Here is a 15,648-nt window from a genome sequence, read left to right as displayed (position 1 = left end):
CCATGTCTGTGACGGTGAAGACTTTTACGAATTCCAGCGAAGCGGCCGCAGCCCTGTCGTCGGACCGTAGCGCGCGCTACCTTGGCGGCGGCACGCTCGTGATGCGCGCACTGAATGAGGGCGATATCTCGATCTCGACCGTCGTGCGCGCCAACGATCAGGCGCTGTCCCGGATCGACGCATCTGGTCCGCGCGTCACGCTCGGCGCCGGCGTGACCTTTGCGAAGATTCTGGCCGAGCGCGATCTCGGTTTCCTGCACGCCCCTGCCCGTTCGATCGGCGGGCCTGCAGTGCGCAACATGGGAACGGTCGGCGGCAATCTGTTCGCACCCAATCCATATGGCGACTTCGCGGTCGCCCTGCTTGCGCTCGATGCCACCGTCGCCATGCAAGGCGGTTTTGGCGCGCGCGATATCCCGATCGAGGAATTCCTGCAATCGCGCGAGCGTCAGGCCGGCACGCTGGTGTTGTCGGTTTCCTGTACACGACCGGCAAGTGCGGAGGCCTTCCGCTATCGCAAGATCGCCCGCATCAAGCCCAAGGGCGGCTCCGTCATCACCCTCGCGGCGCATCTGCCCATCAGCGGCGGCCGCATCGCCGGCGCGCGCATCGCGCTGGGATCGATGGCGCCGACGCAGATCCGCGCGCGCGCCGCCGAGCGCGCGCTGGAGGGCCGTTCGCTCGACGCCGCTACCATCGCCGCCGCAGCATCCGCCGCGGGCGAAGGGACATCACCATCCGACAATGCACTCGGCAGCGCCTGGTATCGCCGCGAGATCGTCGGTGTGCATTTGCGTCGCCTTCTCTCGGGTCAGGAATAGACCGTCATGTCGAAGACTCCCCTGCAATTTCGTCACAACGGCCGCGACGTCGCCATCTTCGTCGATGGCGGCACCAATCTGCTGGTGGCACTGCGCGAGCTGATTGGCGACATGACGCCGAAATTCGGCTGCGGCCAGGGCGGCTGCGGCACGTGCAGCGTGCTTGTGGATGGCGAGCTTTATCTCTCCTGCCTGACGCTGGCGGAGACCGTGGCCGGCCGTTCCGTTGAAACGCTCGACAGCTTGAAGCAAGGCCCGAGCCTACATCCTCTCCAGCGCGCCTTCGCCGACAATTTCGCGGCCCAATGCGGCTACTGCACGCCGGGCATGCTGATGGCTGCGAAGGCCCTGCTCGACCGTAATCCACAGCCGAGCCGCGCCGAGATCGTGGAAGCGATCTCCGGCAACATCTGCCGCTGCACCGGCTACGAACCGATCATCAACGCCATTTTCGCCGCCTCGGGCGGCCGGGCCAGCGCCTGAGGACATCTGCCATGCTGGAATTGCGCAAGGATATCTTCGCCGACGAGCGCGACGACAATCTCAAGGAGATCGGCAAGGGCACGCAGCGCCAGGACATGCTCGGCCACGTCACGGGCACCTCGACCTACTTTGGCGATCACAAGCTGCAAGGCATGCTGCATCTGAAAGTCGTCCGCTCGACCCACCCCCATGCGCGGCTGCGCCGCATCGACACGACTGAAGCCGAGCGCTCGACTGGCGTGCGCCGGATCATCCGCGGCGCCGACGTACCGCGCAATCTCAACACCCTGTTGAGCCTCATCAATTTTGGCAAGGACGACGAGCCGTCATTGGCCGTCGACAAGGTTCGCTATAAGGGCGAGCCGATTGTCGCCATCGTTGCCGACAGTGAGCGCGAGGCCTTTGAGGCCATCGCCAAGGTGCGGATCGACTACGAGCCGCTGCCGACCGTGTTCGATGTCGAGGACGCGCTGAAGCCCGGCGCGCCCGTGGTCAATGAGACCTATCCCAAGAACACCTTCACTTATCACGATGTCTACGATCATCAGAAGCTCCGCTTCGGCGATGCGGACGCGGCGCTCGCGACGGCCGATCACGTGCTGGAGCAGCGCTATCAGATGTCGCCGATCGAGCATGCGCCGACCGAGACCAACGGCGCGATCGCGGCGCCCGACACCAATGGCCGCTACGTCGTCTACACCTCGACCCAGGCGCTGTTCTTCTCGGTCGATACCTGCGCCAAGATCCTGGACGTGCCCTCCAACACCTTCCACTTCATCGGCGGCACCGTCGGCGGCGGCTTTGGCGGCAAGGTGGATACGCTGACCGAACCACTCGCCATCCTCGGGGCGATGCTGACAGGGCGCCCCGTGCGCTACGTGTTCGGGCGCGAGGAGGAGATGCAATATGGCCCGCCGCGGGGCGCCGAGCGCATCTACATCAAGGATGGCGTGATGCGCGATGGCCGCATCGTCGCCCGCAAGATCCGCGCCTATTTCGACAGCGGCGCCTATACGCGACTGTCGAGCTACGCAGCCGTCAAGTGCGCCGCGCATTTGCCCGGGCCCTACACCATCCCGAACGTCTATGGCGACGTCTATTGCGTCTTCACCAACCGCACGCCGGCGACCGCGATGCGCGGCTTCGGCGTCACCGCGATGGATTTTGCCATCGAATGCCAGATGGACAAGCTGGCGCATCTCGTCGGCATGGACCCGATGGAGTTCCGTATCCTCAACGCCTATCGCGACGGCGACATGAAGGCGCATCGGCGCGAGGCGAAGAACACGGCGCTGATCGAGTGCGTGCAGGTGGCAGCCGAAAAGGCCAAATGGCCGATCCGCGAAGAGTTCAGGCGAGCGTCCTCGCGCAAGGACGGCGGCGGCAGTCGTGCCGTCATTCCGCCGACGCCAACAGAATCTCGCGCGCGACCCGCCGCGACGGCGCAGCAGCGAACGACCTATGACCGACTGCCTCCCACCGTCACCCGCGAGCCGCCGCGTGAGCCGCCGCCACCTGCACCGCCGCCATCACCGCGGCCGACAGCCCCCTCGCACGGCGCAACCCGCTTCTCCTCCGTCTTCGGCACCAGGAGGCGCTAGATGACCCGGCATCGCGGACGCGGCATGGCGTCGATCAACTATCCCATCGGCATGAATCTCGGCGGTGATCCCAGCCAGGCGCTGGTGCATTCCAATCCCAGCGGCAAGTTCACGGTAGCGCTGTCCTCGATCGATCTCGGCCAGGGCATGAAATCCGTGACCCGCCAGATCTGCGCGGAGACGCTCGGCGTGCCCGTCGAGGACGTCTATGTCGACACGGCGGACTCCGACACCGGCCCGCATTGCATGGGCTCGTTCGCTTCGCGCGGCACGCATCGCGTCGGCAATGCCGTGATGGCTGCGGCTCGCGAAGCCCGCGGTGTGATGATGGAGGCCGCCGCCGAGGAGCTCGAGGTCAACGCCGCCGACCTCGAGACCGACGGGCGCGGCAATATCCACGTCAAGGGCGCGCCGCACCGTTCGATCTCGACCAAGGACGTCGCGATCGCAGCGCAGTTCAAGCAGGGCAAGACCATCTCGGGTCGCGGCATCTTCCTGGTGCCGCTGTCCGACGTCGACCCGGAGACCGGCGAGATGTCGCCGGCGACCTGCTATGCGCATGCCTGCCTCGTCGCCGAGGTCGAAGTTGATGATGAAACTGGCGAGGTCGCCATGGTGCGCATGGATTCGGCCTATGAGCTCGGCCGCGCGCTCAACCCGCGCCTCGTCGAGCAGCAGCTCGTCGGCGGCGCCTGGATGGGTGTCAGCCACGCGCTCTACGAGACGCCGGAACCTTATTATCCTGATCCCGTGCACGGCCCGCGCGACTTCGTTGAGTACCCGATGCCCGGGCCTGGTGACATCTGCCCGCACGACATCGCCGTGCTGGAGCGCCCTGCTCCCGATGGCCCGTTCGGCGCCAAAGGTCCCGGCGAGATGTGCGCCAATCCGGTGCTGCCCGCCGTTGCCAACGCGATCTTCAACGCTGTCGGCGTGCGCATCGACGATCTGCCGATCACGCCTGAAAAAGTGCTGCGCGCGATCAAGGCCCAGGGCGGCGCGCGGCCGCAGGCGCGGCGCTGAGGTTTGCAATGGCCGTTCGCAGCAACATCGTCGGCATCGATGGCCCGGAGGCGCTGGAGAAGGCATTGCGCGCGGCCTATTACCTCGCCGACGAGGGGCTCGCGACCGCGGCCTATCTGGGCCTCGCGCTCGGCAAGCCGCTGCTGCTCGAAGGCGCGCCGGGTGTCGGCAAGACCGAGGCGGCGAAGGCGATCGCCGCCGTGCTCGGCCGTCGGCTGATCCGCCTGCAATGCTACGAGGGCATCGACGCGTCCGCCGCGCTCTACGAGTGGAACTATCCGCGCCAGATGCTGGCGATCCGCCAGGCCGGCGACGAGAGCATCGACATCTATGGCGAGACGTTTTTGATCGAGCGTCCGATGCTCGCCGCGCTGCGCGCGCCGGATTCCACCGTGCTGCTGATCGACGAAATCGATCGTGCCGACCAGGAGTTCGAGGCGTTCCTGCTCGAATTCCTGTCCGACTTCCAAATCTCCATTCCCGAGCGCGGCACGGTGCGCGCGGCCGAGCGGCCCGTCGTGGTGCTGACCTCGAACCGCACACGCGACCTGCATGAAGCCTTGCGCCGACGCTGCGTCTACCACTGGATCGACTATCCCACCGCCGAGCGCGAGGCGCGCATCGTGATGATGCGGGCCTCCAGCGTCGCCGAGGCAACGGCCCGCGCGGTGGTTGCCGCTGTCGGCAAGCTCCGGCGCGAGCCGCTGAGCAAGGCGCCAGGGATCGCCGAGGCCGTCGACTGGGCCGAGGCCGCAACCCTCCTTCAAAAGGGCGGCGCGCGCTGGCCGGATGCATTCAAGCGCGCGATCGGCGTTGCGCTCAAGGACGAGGAAGACCTGCACTTCATCTCGCCACGACTTGACGCCTTGCTTGCGGAGGCTTCCGCATGAGCACCGAACTGCAGTTGCCGCGCGCGGTGCGCGTCTTCATCTCCTTCGTGGCGCTTCTGCGCGCCAACGGTTTCGCCGTCGCGCCGGAACAGACCACGTCCTTCCTCGCCGCGATCGAGCTGCTCGGCCCGCGCAGCCTCGGCGACATCCGGCAGGCTGCCCTCGCAACGCTGGCCCCGCCGCCTGAACGCCGCGCCACCTTCGACCGGCTGTTCGATTTGCACTTCCGCGGCAGCGAAGTGATCGAGCGGACCGACGAGGGTGAGGACGACGAGACCGTCCGGCTGCAAGAGGAAGGCCGCGGCGACGAGGACCCGCTGCTGTCTGATGAAGCCAGCGAATCCGGGCTGACAGCCACGCGCGCCGAGGCTCTGGTCGAACGACGGTTCGCCGTCACATCAAGCAGCGATGCACTGCGCCGCCTGGCGCGCGAGGCTCCGCGGCGCCTGCCCAAGCGGCGCGGCCATCGCCGCATGCGCGCGCGCCACGGTCCCTTCGCCGATTTGCGCCGAACCTTGCGCGACACCGTCCGCAGCGATGGCGAGATTTTGCGGCTCGGACACCTCAAGCGACGGCAGCGACCGCGAAAATTCTTGCTGCTGATCGACGTCTCCGGCTCGATGAAGGCCCGTACCGAGGAGAACATGAAGCTCGCGCACGCGCTGGTGCAGGCCGCGCCCACTATCGAGGTTTTTACCTTCGGCACGCGCCTCACCCGCGTTACCCGTGCGCTACGCGTCAAGCGCCGTGAGCAGGCGCTCAATGCCGCCGCGCATCTCGTGAGCGATTGGGACGGCGGCACCCGCATCGGCGACGCGCTGCAAGCCTTCCTTGCCGTGCCGCGCTTCGGCGGCTATGCGCGTGGTGCGGTGGTGGTCGTCGTTTCTGACGGCCTGGAGCGTGGCAAACCCGATAGCTTGCGCGACGCGGTCGCAAGATTGTCGCGGCGTGCCTGGCGGGTGAGCTGGCTGACGCCCCTCGCGACAAGCCCCGGCTTTCGCCCGCGGACCGAAGCACTGGTCGCCATCGAGCCCTTCGTCGATGATCTCGTGGACGGTGGATCGAGCGCGTCGATCGTCGCGCACGTGCTGGCGCTGGGACGAAGGAGAGTCGCGTGACCGATATCGTCGACGGCCATCATCACATCTGGCGCCAGGCCGATCTGCCCTGGCTGATCGGCCCCATGCAGCCCCGCATCTTCGGGCCGTACGAACCGATCCGGCGCGACTATCCGATTCACGAATATCTCGAGGATCTCAAAGGCACCGGCGTCACCCACTCGGTCTACGTTCAGACCAACTGGGCCAATGATCGTTTTGAGGACGAGACTGCCTGGGTGCAGCAGACCGCCGATGAGCACGGCTGGCCGCATGCCATCGTCGCCTATGCCAACTTCGCCGCCGACGAAGTCCGCCCGCAGCTTGACCGCCTGAAGCGCTATCCGCTGGTGCGCGGCGTGCGCATGCAGCTGCACTGGCATGATAACCCGCTTTACCGCTTTGCGGTCCGGCCTGATCTCTGTCTCGACCCCACGATCCGCCGCAACATCGGATACCTCGCTGACTATGACTGGAGCTTCGATCTTCAGGTGTTCACGCCGCAAATGCCGGATGCAGCCAACCTCGTCGAGGTTTGCCCGAAGGTGACTTTCATCCTTCAGCACGCCGGCATGCTGGAGGATCTTTCGCCGGCGGGCCGCGCAGCCTGGCGCGCTGGAATGGCTCGCCTCGCCGCGTGTCCGAACGTGGTGACGAAGCTATCGGGGCTCGGCACCTTCATCCATCGCAATGATCCCGCGCACATCGCGGCGGTGCTGTCCGACACGGTTGCGGCTTTCGGCGCCGAGCGTTGCCTGTTCGGATCGAATTTCCCGATCGAGAAATTGTGGACCAGCTATAGCGAGTTGATCGACGCCTTCCGCACTGCCGCGGCACCGCTGAGCACCGCGCAACGCGAGGCAATCTTTGGAATGACCGCCATGCGCGTCTATCGGCTGTAGCGCAGGGGCAACACACGAACAGAGACAGGGAGGGGAAAGAATGCCGCTGGAGATCAAGATCCTGGACTATGGCGATATCGAGCTGGAATCGAGCTTTCTGGTTCTGGGCCGCGACTGCGGCCGCACCCGCCGCGTCCTCACCCTCGGCTTCCTGATCCTCGGCGGCCCCTACCCGGTCGTCGTCGACACCGGCTACCGCTCCAACCAGATCATGGAAACGCTGGGAATGCGTGGCTTGCAGTACCACGAGCACATGATCGAGAATCAGCTTGCCCGACATGGCGTGCGCATGGGCGACGTCCGCTTCGTCTGCCACACCCATCTGCACATCGATCACGCCGGCAAGGACGATTTGTTCCCTATGAACACGACGGTCGTCGTCAACCGCCGTGAGCTCGAATATTCGGTCTCCGGCCTGATGCACCCGCAATATCCCGCGCCCGACATCAAGCATCTGATCGACCGTCTGCACACCAAGAGCGCGCTGCGCTTCCTCGACCTCGAGATTACCGGTCCCATCGAGCTGATGCCCGGCGTCTATTGCGACGCTGCGAACGCGCACACGGAAGGCTCGATGAACATCATCGTCCACACAGCCGACGGCATCGCGACCATCTGCGGCGACGTGATCTACGATTTCAACGACCAGATCGTCACGCCTTTCCACGAAATCCACGACTGGGAGCCCCGCACGACCGGCAATCACGGCACGACCAAGCGCGCCGAGAAGGCGGCCATCAAGAAGCTGCTCAGCAATTCGCGCTACCTGCTGCCAGTGCACGACCGCCCCGCCAAGATCGAGGGCGGCAATGTCGTGGGACGGCTGCATGACCAAGTGCCCGGACCGATCGTGCAGTCGGTGCCGCAGCGTAACTGGTTCCCCGCCTGATGGTCTTAGTAGCGCATGATCTTTTCGGAAAACCGCTTCGCACTTTTCCGGATCATGCTTTGAGGATTGACCGATGACCCACGTCACCTTGCGAAGTGAATTCGAGAACCTGATCGACCCCTACGCGCCGGTGGCACAAGTCGGCACCGGCTTCGATTTCACGGAAGGACCGATCTGGCATCCGGCCGATCACTTCCTGCTGTTTTCGGACATGCCGGGCGACGTGCGCCGGCGCTGGGATGCGCGGCGCGGTGTCGTCGAGGTCAAGCGCCCCGCCAACAAATGCAACGGCATGACCTATGATGCCGAGCTGAACCTGATCGTTTGCGAGCACGCGACCTCGTCGCTGATCCGCGAACGAGCCGACGGACGGCGCGAGGTCCTGGCCTCCCATTTTCAGGGCCAGGAGCTCAACAGCCCCAACGACGTCTGCGTGCACTCCTCCGGAGCGATCTATTTCAGCGACCCCTGGTATGGACGTATGCCCGTCTATGGCGTCGAGCGGCCGCGGCAGCTCGGCTTCCAGGGCGTCTATCGTGTCATGCCGGGCGGCGAGCCGCAGCTCGTGGTCGAGCGCAATCTGTTCGATCAGCCGAATGGACTCTGCTTCTCACCTGACGAGAAGCTGCTCTACGTCAATGACACCGTGCAGGCCCTGATCCGCGTGTTCGATGTCAACGCAGACGGCCCCCTGTCGAACGCGCGCGTGTTCGCAGGCGGCATCAAGTCGGAGCTCGAGCCGGGCCTGCCCGATGGCATGAAGTGCGACCAGCACGGCAATGTCTGGGTCACCGCGCCCGGCGGCGTCTGGGTCTATTCGCCGCGCGGCGAGTTGCTCGGCAAGGTGCGGGTGCCCGAGCTCGTGGCCAATCTCGCCTGGGGCGGCCCGGATTTCCGCACGCTCTATCTCACCGCAACTCATTCGGTCTACGCGATCCCGACCCGAACGGGGCCGCGGCACGAGCCTTATATGAGCGGCAAGCCTGGCGGCGCGGGTGCCAGCTCTTCGGCAGCAGCACCGATCCTCACCAGCGGCGAGCTGCGGCTCGATCCGCAGCGCTGCGCCATGATCATCCAGGATCTTCAGAACGACGTCGTCATGGATGGTGGCGCCTTTGCCGAGTCCGGCGCCCCCGTGCACGCGCGTCAGCAGAACGTGATCGAAAACGTGCGCCGGCTGGCGGAAGCAGCACGCGGGCGCGGCGTTGCCATCATCCATATCTGGTTCGTGGTCGAGCCGGGTGCGCCCGGCGTCACGCTGAACGCGCCATTGTTCGAGGGGCTGGTCGACAGCAAAGCGATGGTGCGCGGGAGCTGGGGCGCGGCGCCCGTCTCCGGCCTCGAGCCGCGGCCCGGTGATTTCGTGGTCGAGAAGATGCGCATGAGTGCTTGGGAGGGCACCAAGCTCGAGACCATCCTCAAGGCGACAGGGCGTGACATGATCATCAACACCGGCGCCTGGACCAACATGTCCGTCGAGCACACCGCGCGAACCGGTGCCGACAAGGGCTATTTCATGATCGTGCCGGAGGACTGCTGCTCGACCATGAACGCCGACTGGCACAATGCTTCAGTCAACTTCGCCATGCAGAACGTGGCAGTCGTCACCAAGGCCGAGACCGTTATCAGAGCGCTGGGATGAGCAGTGGCAAAGCTCCTGCATCTGTCCTGCTCGCCGCGCGCCGACTCCGAGTCGAGCGCGGGGGCGCGCGTCTTCCTTGACGGGTTTCGTCAGGCGCACCCGGACTGGGACGTCGACGTAATGGATCTCTGGCGCGAGCGCATGCCGGAGTTCGTCGGCCCCATCGTCGAGGCGAAGTATGCGCGCATGAAGGCACAGGCCTTTAACGATGCACAGCGGGACAGCTTTGCCGAAGCCGAGCGGATGGCGTTACGCTTCTCGCTCGCCGACCGCGTACTGATCTCGACGCCGATGTGGAATTTCGGCATCCCCTACAAGCTGAAGCAATGGTTCGACGTCATCATCCAGCCGGGGCTGACGTTCCGCTTCGATCCGTTGCAGGGCTATTTTCCTCTGCTCAAGGACCGCCCGACTCTGGTCATCCTGGCGAGTGGCAGCGATTATGCGACCGGGATGAACCGCGGCCGCCTCGACATGGCAACGCCCTATTTGCGCGAGGCCTTGCGCTTCATCGGCGTGAACGACGTGCGCTTCGTGCCGATCGGCCCGACGGCCGGCCCCGCCGAGCCGATCCGCGCCGCCCGCGATGGCGCCCATCGCCGCCTCGCCGACCTGGCGAAGCGGTTTTGACGTCATTTCTAGCTGCAGCGCCGCGAGAATTGACTAAACCGGACACTGAGGTTCACCTCTCCCGTAGGGAGAGGTGAATCGAAGACGCCCATGCTTACGAGCCGGCTCTCGCCTTCTTCGCCGCGATCTGCTGGAGCGCCCAGCGCGCGTTCTTGCGTACGTCGGGATCGGGATCGTTGGCGATCACGGCGAGGTACGCCTCCCCTTCGGGATCGGCGATCTCGCCGAGTGCGGCCGCTGCTTCCTTGCGCAGATTCGCCTGCTCGTGGTTGACGCAATTGCCGATCGGACGCACGGCGCGCTCGATCTTCATCTTGCCGAGGCTGCGGATCGCTCTCAGCCGCACCTGCCAGAAATCGTCGGCAAGCGCGGCGATGAGCTGATCGGCGGCGAGTGAACCGTTGACGTTGAGACCCAGGGTGTCGGCAGCCATCTCGCGGACCATCCAGTCGGCGTCCTTCAGCGCGCGAATGATCGTCTCGGCCGCCGGTTTCATCTGCGAAAACGCCAGCGCACTTACCGCGGCGCGTCGTACATGGGCATCGGGATCGTGGATCAGCGCGGTCAGTGCCGGAATCGATTCTTCGAGCTTCAGGAAGCCGATGACGCCGATCGCCTGCACGCGCACGGCAGCATCAGCATCCTGGAGCGCTTCCAGCGCGGGCTTCAGCGTGTCCTTGCGACGCAACTCCTTCAGCGCACGCAGCGCGCCCATGCGGACGAAGGCGTGGGAATGCCTCACCAGCGGCAGGATGATGTCGGCGCAGGCCGGGTCCTTGAACTCGGCCATGCTGTCGGCCGCGGCCGACGCGACGATTCTTTCAGGGTCGACCAGTAGCTTGACGAGTGCACTCGCCGCCTCCGGCCCGTCGAATTCGCCGAGCGCCATCGCGACCTGCTGGCGTACGCCGGCATCGGGATCGGACACCATGTTGGCGAGATGGCCGACCGCGGCGGGATCCCCGGAATGACCGAGCGCGATGATGGCGACGCGGCGTTCCGCGGGGTCCGCGGCCTGAAGCCGCTCGTCGGCGTCGTCGAGGTCGTCGTAGGATTCGAACGGGCTCGACATGCTCACCTCAGGAGATAGGGAATATTGACGGTAACGGCGCCGGTCGGGCAATCCGCCTCGCAGGGCATGCAGTACCAGCACTCGTCATAGGCCATGTAGGCCTTGCCGGTCATGTCGCTGATACGCAGCACGTCGAGCGGGCAGACGTCGACGCACACCGTGCAGCCCTTGTCCGCAATGCATTTGGCGTCGTCGACCACCACCGGGACCGAGGTCTGATAGGAAGCGAGAGGCATCGTCAAATCTCCTGTTGCGTTGCTGTTCGGCGGCTCAGGCGCTCGCCCGGATGCGCTGCTTGTCGTAGAGGTCCTTCTCCTCGTCGGCGATCGGCACGACATAGGGCTCGACGGCACGCTTCTCGCTGGTCATCTTGCCGTTCTGCTTAGACAGTAGCGTGTGGCAGAACCAGTTCTCGTTGTCCTTCTCCGGGAAGTCCGTGCGCCAGTGGTACAGGCCCCAGCGGCTCTCCTCGCGGTAGAGCGAGGCGTGGGCCGCCATATCCGCGCAATCCATGATCGACTGCACCTCCAGCGCGCGGAGCAATTCATGCGCGTTGCGGGCGATCATGCGCTCCTGCATGTCCTCGCGTACCTCGGCGAGGCGGCGCATGCCGAGCTCGTATTTGCGGGTGACCTTGGGCGGCTGGAGATAGTCGTTCACGAGACGCCGCGTCTTGTACTCGATCTGGTTCGGCGGAATGCCGTCCTCGCGCGTGGTCGGCGCCATCACCCGCTCGCGCTCCTTCGCCACCTCGCTCGCATCGAACTCCGCAAAGTCGTGGCTGTCGGCGAACTCCATCGCGTCGATGCCGGCGACCGAACCGTTGGTGAATGCGCCCAGCATGTAGTTGTGCGGCACGCTCGCCATGTCGCCGGCGGCATAAAGCCCCGGCACGGTGGTGCGAGCATTGTCGTCGACGAACACGCCAGAGGCACTGTGGCCGGAGCAGAAGCCGATCTCGGAGATGTGCATCTCGATGGACTCGCTACGATAGTCGACGCCGCGTCCCTGCTGGAACAGGCCGCGCGTCGGCCGCTCCACCTTGTGCAGCGTGGATTCGATCTCCGAGATGGTGTCGGGATGGAGATGCTTGAGTTGGAGGAATACCGGACCTTTGCCGGACAGCAGCTCGTTGTAGAACTCCAGCATCATCTGGCCGGACCAGTAATCGCATTCGATGAAACGGGAGCCCTCATTGTTGGCTGTGTAGGCGCCGAACGGGCCGGCGACATAGGCGCAGGCCGGTCCGTTATAGTCCTTGATCAGCGGATTGATCTGGAAGCATTCGAGGTTCGCGAGCGCCGCGCCAGCGTGATAGGCCATGGCGTAGCCGTCGCCGGAATTAGCGGCGTTCTCGTAGGTGCCGAACAAGTAGCCTGATGTCGGAAGGCCGAGCCGACCGGCGGCGCCCATGCACAGGATCACCGCCTTGGCCTTGATCACGAGCATTTCGGCGGTGCGCGTGTTGACGCTTATCGCACCGGCAACGCGGCCGTCGGCGGACTTCAGCAATCGCGTCGCCATGTAGCGATTGGAAATCAGGATACGGGCACGGCGGAGCTGGCGGTACAGCGCCTTCTTCACGGTCTCGCCATTTGGCATCGGCAGCACGTAGGTGCCGATGTGGTGCACCTTCTTGACGGCGTAGTCGCCGTTCTCATTCTTCAGGAACCGGATGCCGAAACTGTCGAGCTCCTCGATGATTTTGTAACAGCTCTGCGCGTATTTATAGACCGCCTTCTGATCGACGATGCCGTCGTTCGCAATGGTGATCTCCTTGGTGTACTGCTCCGGCGTCGCATGGCCGGGGATGACGGCGTTGTTCAGCCCGTCCATGCCCATCGAGATTGCGCCGGAGCGCTTCACGTTGGCCTTTTCGAGCAGGACGACATTGGCCTTCGGATTCTTGAGCTTCGCCTTCAGCGCCGCCATCGGGCCGGCCGTGCCGCCGCCGATGACCAGCACATCGCAGGAAACCTCCGAAAGTCCGTCGACGATCTGATCTAGTGCCATCGCTTGCTCCTGGTTCGCCGGCAGGTCCGGCGCCTTTACATCAGATTGTTCAGATGGGGGTCCCGGCGATAGCAATTAGTTGTCGTCGGGGAGAGATTTGCCCCTCACCGCTCCACGAACGCCTTCTCGATCACGAAGTGGCCGGGCTGGTTGTGACTGCCTTCGGCAAAGCCGCGATCCCTGAACATCACGTGGAGCTCTTCCAGCATCGCCGGGCTGCCGCACAGCATGATGCGATCCGTGTCGCGATCGAGACCAGACTGGCCGATATCCTCAAAGAGTTGGTTCGACGCAATCAGGTCGGTGAGGCGACCGCGATTGCGGAACGGCTCGCGCGTGACAGTCGGGTAATAGATCAGCTTGTCCCTGATCAGGGGACCGAAGAATTCGCGGGCCTGCAGGCTGTCGACCAGGTGCTCGCCATAGGCGAGTTCGGAAACCTGGCGGCAGCCATGGGCGAGCACGATGGTCTCGTAATTCTCGTAGACTTCGGGGTCCTTGATCAGGCTTGCGAAGGGCGCAAGCCCGGTGCCGGTGGACAGCAGGAGCAGCCGCCTTCCCGGAATGAGATTGCCGGTGATCAGGGTACCCGTGGGCTTGCGACCGACCAGGATGATGTCGCCTTCCCTGATCCTCTGGAGCCGCGACGTGAGCGGACCGTCGGGCACCTTGATCGAGAAGAACTCGAGCGTCTCCTCGTGATTGGCGCTTGCCATACTGTAGGCGCGCATCAGCGGCCGACCGTCGACCTCGAGCCCAATCATGGCGAACTGGCCGTTCTGGAAGCGGAAGCCGGGATCGCGTGTCGCGGTGAAGCTGAACAGGGATTCGGTCCAGTGCCTGACCGAGAGGACCGTCTCCTTCTGAAAAGCGCTCATCGTTCGTCTCTCCTTGCTTGCCCGATGCTGCGGAAAGTTTCGGAGAGGAGCTATTCCCGCAACGGCGAACTGCCATTCCCGGTCGATTAGTTTCACATTTCGCGGACAATGACCGAGGAGGAGGCAGCCACGCTGTCCTCGGGACTGTCACGTCCGCTCGGCAATTAGTTGCTATCGCGACGCATTCTTTGCTGGCTAGAAGCAGACTGGAGACTTGCCATGACCATGACTGCACTGGCCGCGCCAACAGTGACCGACTACGCAATAAGCGCCGATCGTGCGACGCTCGTCGTGCGCACCACGCGCGACGGCGAGGTCACGCTCGCCGCCGAACTGCTGCGCCTCTCCTGCAAATGCGCCCATTGCACACGCGCCCGCTTCGACGGCCGCTTCCCCCAGGCCTTTCCGGGGATCGCCATCACCGAGATCGGCGACCTCGGTTACGGGCTGAACATCTCGTTCTCGGACGGCCACAACCGCGGGATTTACCCCAAGCCGTATTTGCTGAATTTGGCCGAGCGTTAATCACGCTCCGTCGAGGATGGGTGAACGCTGACCACATATTCCGCTGTCATTCCCCGCGAAAGCAGGGAATCCAGTACGCCGCGGCCCATCCGTACCCTTTGCTGCCTCAAGAATACTGGATCGCCCACCCAAGCTCCGTTCGCACGCGAAGCGCACGCCCCGGAACCGTCTCCCCAGGCTGCCGCGCTACTTTGCATGGGGTTGTTTTCGAGATTTTGTGGGAACGCCCCTTCCTCTCCCGTCTGGCACGGACATTGCTCCTCTTTAGAACGGTTTGAACAATCCGGAGGCAGGTGATGTTGCAGGCGGCCAATGCGGTTCGCGGGACCGTTCCCGCAACGGTCCGGCCTGCCGGAAGCTCCTCGCTGCTGCTCACCGAGAACCAGCAGTGGATCGGCGGACCGCCGCCGCTGATGGACAAGCTGAACCCGCGCGAGCGGGAACTGGTGCTGAAGCAGGGACGCCGCAAGGTGCTCAACCGCGGCCAGACGCTGTTCAGCCAGGGCGGCAAGCATGATGGCATCTGGCTGATCGAGAGCGGTCGCATCCGCGTCTTCTACACCTCGCCGCTCGGCCGCGAGATCACCCTCGCCTACTGGCATGTCGGCAATTTCGTCGGCGGGCCCGAAGTATTCGAAGGCACCGTGCATCAATGGTCGGGCGTTGCGTCCAGCAATTGCAGCGTCGTGCACCTTCCTGGAAAAGAGCTGCGAACGCTGGCCGCTGAAATCCCCAACCTCGCCATCGGCCTGATCGAAGGCCTGACCTTCAAGGGCAAATGCTATTCGGCGCTGGCGCAGATGCTGGGAACGCGCTCGATCACCCAGCGCCTTGCGCATCTCTTGCTTCACCTCGTCGAGCTCTATGGCGTGGAAGACGCCGACGGCCGGGTGATCGCGGCCGCGTTCACCCATGCCGACATCGCCCACATGGTCGGCGCGACCCGGCAATGGGTCACGATCAGCCTGAAGCGCATGCAGGAGAAGGGAATCGTTCAGACGAAGCGTTCGCAGATCGTGGTCTGTCGCCCCGACATCCTGGAGGACATGCGCGGGCAGACGTCCGATTAAGACCGATGCACATGCAATTGGCTTTCAACTGCAAAACTGCCCAAGGAGTATGCAACCGCTCTTTCCCGGCAACTAATCGACTGCGGCGCTAAATCCGGATTTGCCCTGCCCG

The 15,648-nt window shown here is 64.5% G+C and carries 16 protein-coding genes; 12 read left to right on the top strand and 4 right to left on the bottom strand.

The genetic code is table 11. The annotated features are described in order from the left end of the window. The first annotated feature begins 2 nt into the window (after positions 1-2). The 10 genes from SO180_RS08345 (at position 3) to SO180_RS08300 (ending at position 9,978) form a co-directional block, all read left to right on the top strand. Positions 3-821: an FAD binding domain-containing protein gene (locus SO180_RS08345; RefSeq protein WP_449378331.1), complete on the top strand. Its 819-nt coding sequence runs from the start codon at positions 3-5 to the stop codon at positions 819-821. A gap of 6 nt (positions 822-827) precedes the next feature. Next, positions 828-1,304: a (2Fe-2S)-binding protein gene (locus tag SO180_RS08340; RefSeq protein ID WP_449378330.1), complete on the top strand. Its 477-nt coding sequence runs from the start codon at positions 828-830 to the stop codon at positions 1,302-1,304. 11 nt (positions 1,305-1,315) lie between these two features. Further along, positions 1,316-2,905, top strand: coding sequence for a xanthine dehydrogenase family protein molybdopterin-binding subunit (locus SO180_RS08335; RefSeq protein ID WP_449378329.1), 1,590 nt, complete (start codon positions 1,316-1,318; stop codon positions 2,903-2,905). Further along, positions 2,906-3,928 (top strand): xanthine dehydrogenase family protein molybdopterin-binding subunit, encoded by a 1,023-nt coding sequence (locus tag SO180_RS08330; RefSeq protein WP_449378328.1) that lies wholly within the window; start codon positions 2,906-2,908, stop codon positions 3,926-3,928. Between the two features lie 8 nt (positions 3,929-3,936). Next, the gene (locus tag SO180_RS08325; RefSeq protein WP_449378327.1) at positions 3,937-4,818 is read left to right on the top strand and encodes an AAA family ATPase; all 882 of its coding nucleotides are present in this window, start codon (positions 3,937-3,939) and stop codon (positions 4,816-4,818) included. Next, on the top strand, positions 4,815-5,936 hold the full coding sequence (locus tag SO180_RS08320) for a vWA domain-containing protein (protein ID WP_449378326.1): 1,122 nt from the start codon (positions 4,815-4,817) through the stop codon (positions 5,934-5,936). Before SO180_RS08325 ends, SO180_RS08320 begins: the two co-directional genes overlap by 4 nt. Beyond that, entirely contained in the window at positions 5,933-6,817 is an 885-nt protein-coding gene (locus SO180_RS08315; RefSeq protein ID WP_449378325.1) for an amidohydrolase family protein, read from the top strand. Before SO180_RS08320 ends, SO180_RS08315 begins: the two co-directional genes overlap by 4 nt. 40 nt (positions 6,818-6,857) lie before the next feature. After that, positions 6,858-7,706, top strand: coding sequence for an MBL fold metallo-hydrolase (locus SO180_RS08310; protein WP_449378324.1), 849 nt, complete (start codon positions 6,858-6,860; stop codon positions 7,704-7,706). Between the two features lie 73 nt (positions 7,707-7,779). After that, positions 7,780-9,348: an isochorismatase family protein gene (locus SO180_RS08305; RefSeq protein ID WP_449378323.1), complete on the top strand. Its 1,569-nt coding sequence runs from the start codon at positions 7,780-7,782 to the stop codon at positions 9,346-9,348. Between the two features lie 3 nt (positions 9,349-9,351). After that, a complete protein-coding gene (locus SO180_RS08300) occupies positions 9,352-9,978 on the top strand; it encodes an FMN-dependent NADH-azoreductase (protein WP_449378322.1) in 627 nt (208 codons plus the stop codon). Between the two features lie 94 nt (positions 9,979-10,072). On the opposite strand, the gene SO180_RS08295 is transcribed toward SO180_RS08300, so the two are convergent. From SO180_RS08295 to SO180_RS08280, 4 genes are all read right to left on the bottom strand, one after another. Beyond that, positions 10,073-11,050 (bottom strand): HEAT repeat domain-containing protein, encoded by a 978-nt coding sequence (locus SO180_RS08295; protein ID WP_449378321.1) that lies wholly within the window; start codon positions 11,048-11,050, stop codon positions 10,073-10,075. 2 nt (positions 11,051-11,052) lie between these two features. Further along, the gene (locus SO180_RS08290; protein WP_008141081.1) at positions 11,053-11,286 is read right to left on the bottom strand and encodes a 4Fe-4S dicluster domain-containing protein; all 234 of its coding nucleotides are present in this window, start codon (positions 11,284-11,286) and stop codon (positions 11,053-11,055) included. A 34-nt stretch (positions 11,287-11,320) separates the two neighbouring features. After that, entirely contained in the window at positions 11,321-13,063 is a 1,743-nt protein-coding gene (locus SO180_RS08285; protein WP_449378320.1) for a fumarate reductase/succinate dehydrogenase flavoprotein subunit, read from the bottom strand. Between the two features lie 104 nt (positions 13,064-13,167). Next, positions 13,168-13,941 (bottom strand): ferredoxin--NADP reductase, encoded by a 774-nt coding sequence (locus tag SO180_RS08280; protein WP_449378319.1) that lies wholly within the window; start codon positions 13,939-13,941, stop codon positions 13,168-13,170. 219 nt (positions 13,942-14,160) lie between these two features. On the opposite strand from SO180_RS08280, the gene SO180_RS08275 reads away from it, so the two are divergent. Then, positions 14,161-14,466 carry a gamma-butyrobetaine hydroxylase-like domain-containing protein gene (locus SO180_RS08275; RefSeq protein WP_449378318.1) on the top strand — a complete coding sequence of 102 codons (306 nt, stop codon included), beginning with the start codon at positions 14,161-14,163 and terminating at the stop codon, positions 14,464-14,466. A gap of 296 nt (positions 14,467-14,762) precedes the next feature. Beyond that, positions 14,763-15,536 carry a Crp/Fnr family transcriptional regulator gene (locus SO180_RS08270; protein WP_449378317.1) on the top strand — a complete coding sequence of 258 codons (774 nt, stop codon included), beginning with the start codon at positions 14,763-14,765 and terminating at the stop codon, positions 15,534-15,536. Positions 15,537-15,648 lie beyond the last annotated feature (112 nt).

The organism is Bradyrhizobium sp. UFLA05-112 (assembly GCF_053572325.1).
The sequence above is the reverse complement of the archived record's forward strand: the minus strand, read 5'-3'. Positions and strand labels throughout refer to the sequence as shown.

Bases quoted from the DNA above. Each gene is read 5' to 3' on its own strand.
- SO180_RS08345 (WP_449378331.1), top strand. From the start codon at position 3: ATGTCTGTGACGGTGAAGACTTTTACGAATTCCAGCGAAGCGGCCGCA.
- SO180_RS08340 (WP_449378330.1), top strand. From the start codon at position 828: ATGTCGAAGACTCCCCTGCAATTTCGTCACAACGGCCGCGACGTCGCC.
- SO180_RS08335 (WP_449378329.1), top strand. From the start codon at position 1,316: ATGCTGGAATTGCGCAAGGATATCTTCGCCGACGAGCGCGACGACAAT.
- SO180_RS08330 (WP_449378328.1), top strand. From the start codon at position 2,906: ATGACCCGGCATCGCGGACGCGGCATGGCGTCGATCAACTATCCCATC.
- SO180_RS08325 (WP_449378327.1), top strand. From the start codon at position 3,937: ATGGCCGTTCGCAGCAACATCGTCGGCATCGATGGCCCGGAGGCGCTG.
- SO180_RS08320 (WP_449378326.1), top strand. From the start codon at position 4,815: ATGAGCACCGAACTGCAGTTGCCGCGCGCGGTGCGCGTCTTCATCTCC.
- SO180_RS08310 (WP_449378324.1), top strand. From the start codon at position 6,858: ATGCCGCTGGAGATCAAGATCCTGGACTATGGCGATATCGAGCTGGAA.
- SO180_RS08305 (WP_449378323.1), top strand. From the start codon at position 7,780: ATGACCCACGTCACCTTGCGAAGTGAATTCGAGAACCTGATCGACCCC.
- SO180_RS08295 (WP_449378321.1), bottom strand. From the start codon at position 11,050: ATGTCGAGCCCGTTCGAATCCTACGACGACCTCGACGACGCCGACGAG.
- SO180_RS08290 (WP_008141081.1), bottom strand. From the start codon at position 11,286: ATGCCTCTCGCTTCCTATCAGACCTCGGTCCCGGTGGTGGTCGACGAC.
- SO180_RS08285 (WP_449378320.1), bottom strand. From the start codon at position 13,063: ATGGCACTAGATCAGATCGTCGACGGACTTTCGGAGGTTTCCTGCGAT.
- SO180_RS08280 (WP_449378319.1), bottom strand. From the start codon at position 13,941: ATGAGCGCTTTTCAGAAGGAGACGGTCCTCTCGGTCAGGCACTGGACC.
- SO180_RS08275 (WP_449378318.1), top strand. From the start codon at position 14,161: ATGACCATGACTGCACTGGCCGCGCCAACAGTGACCGACTACGCAATA.
- SO180_RS08270 (WP_449378317.1), top strand. From the start codon at position 14,763: ATGTTGCAGGCGGCCAATGCGGTTCGCGGGACCGTTCCCGCAACGGTC.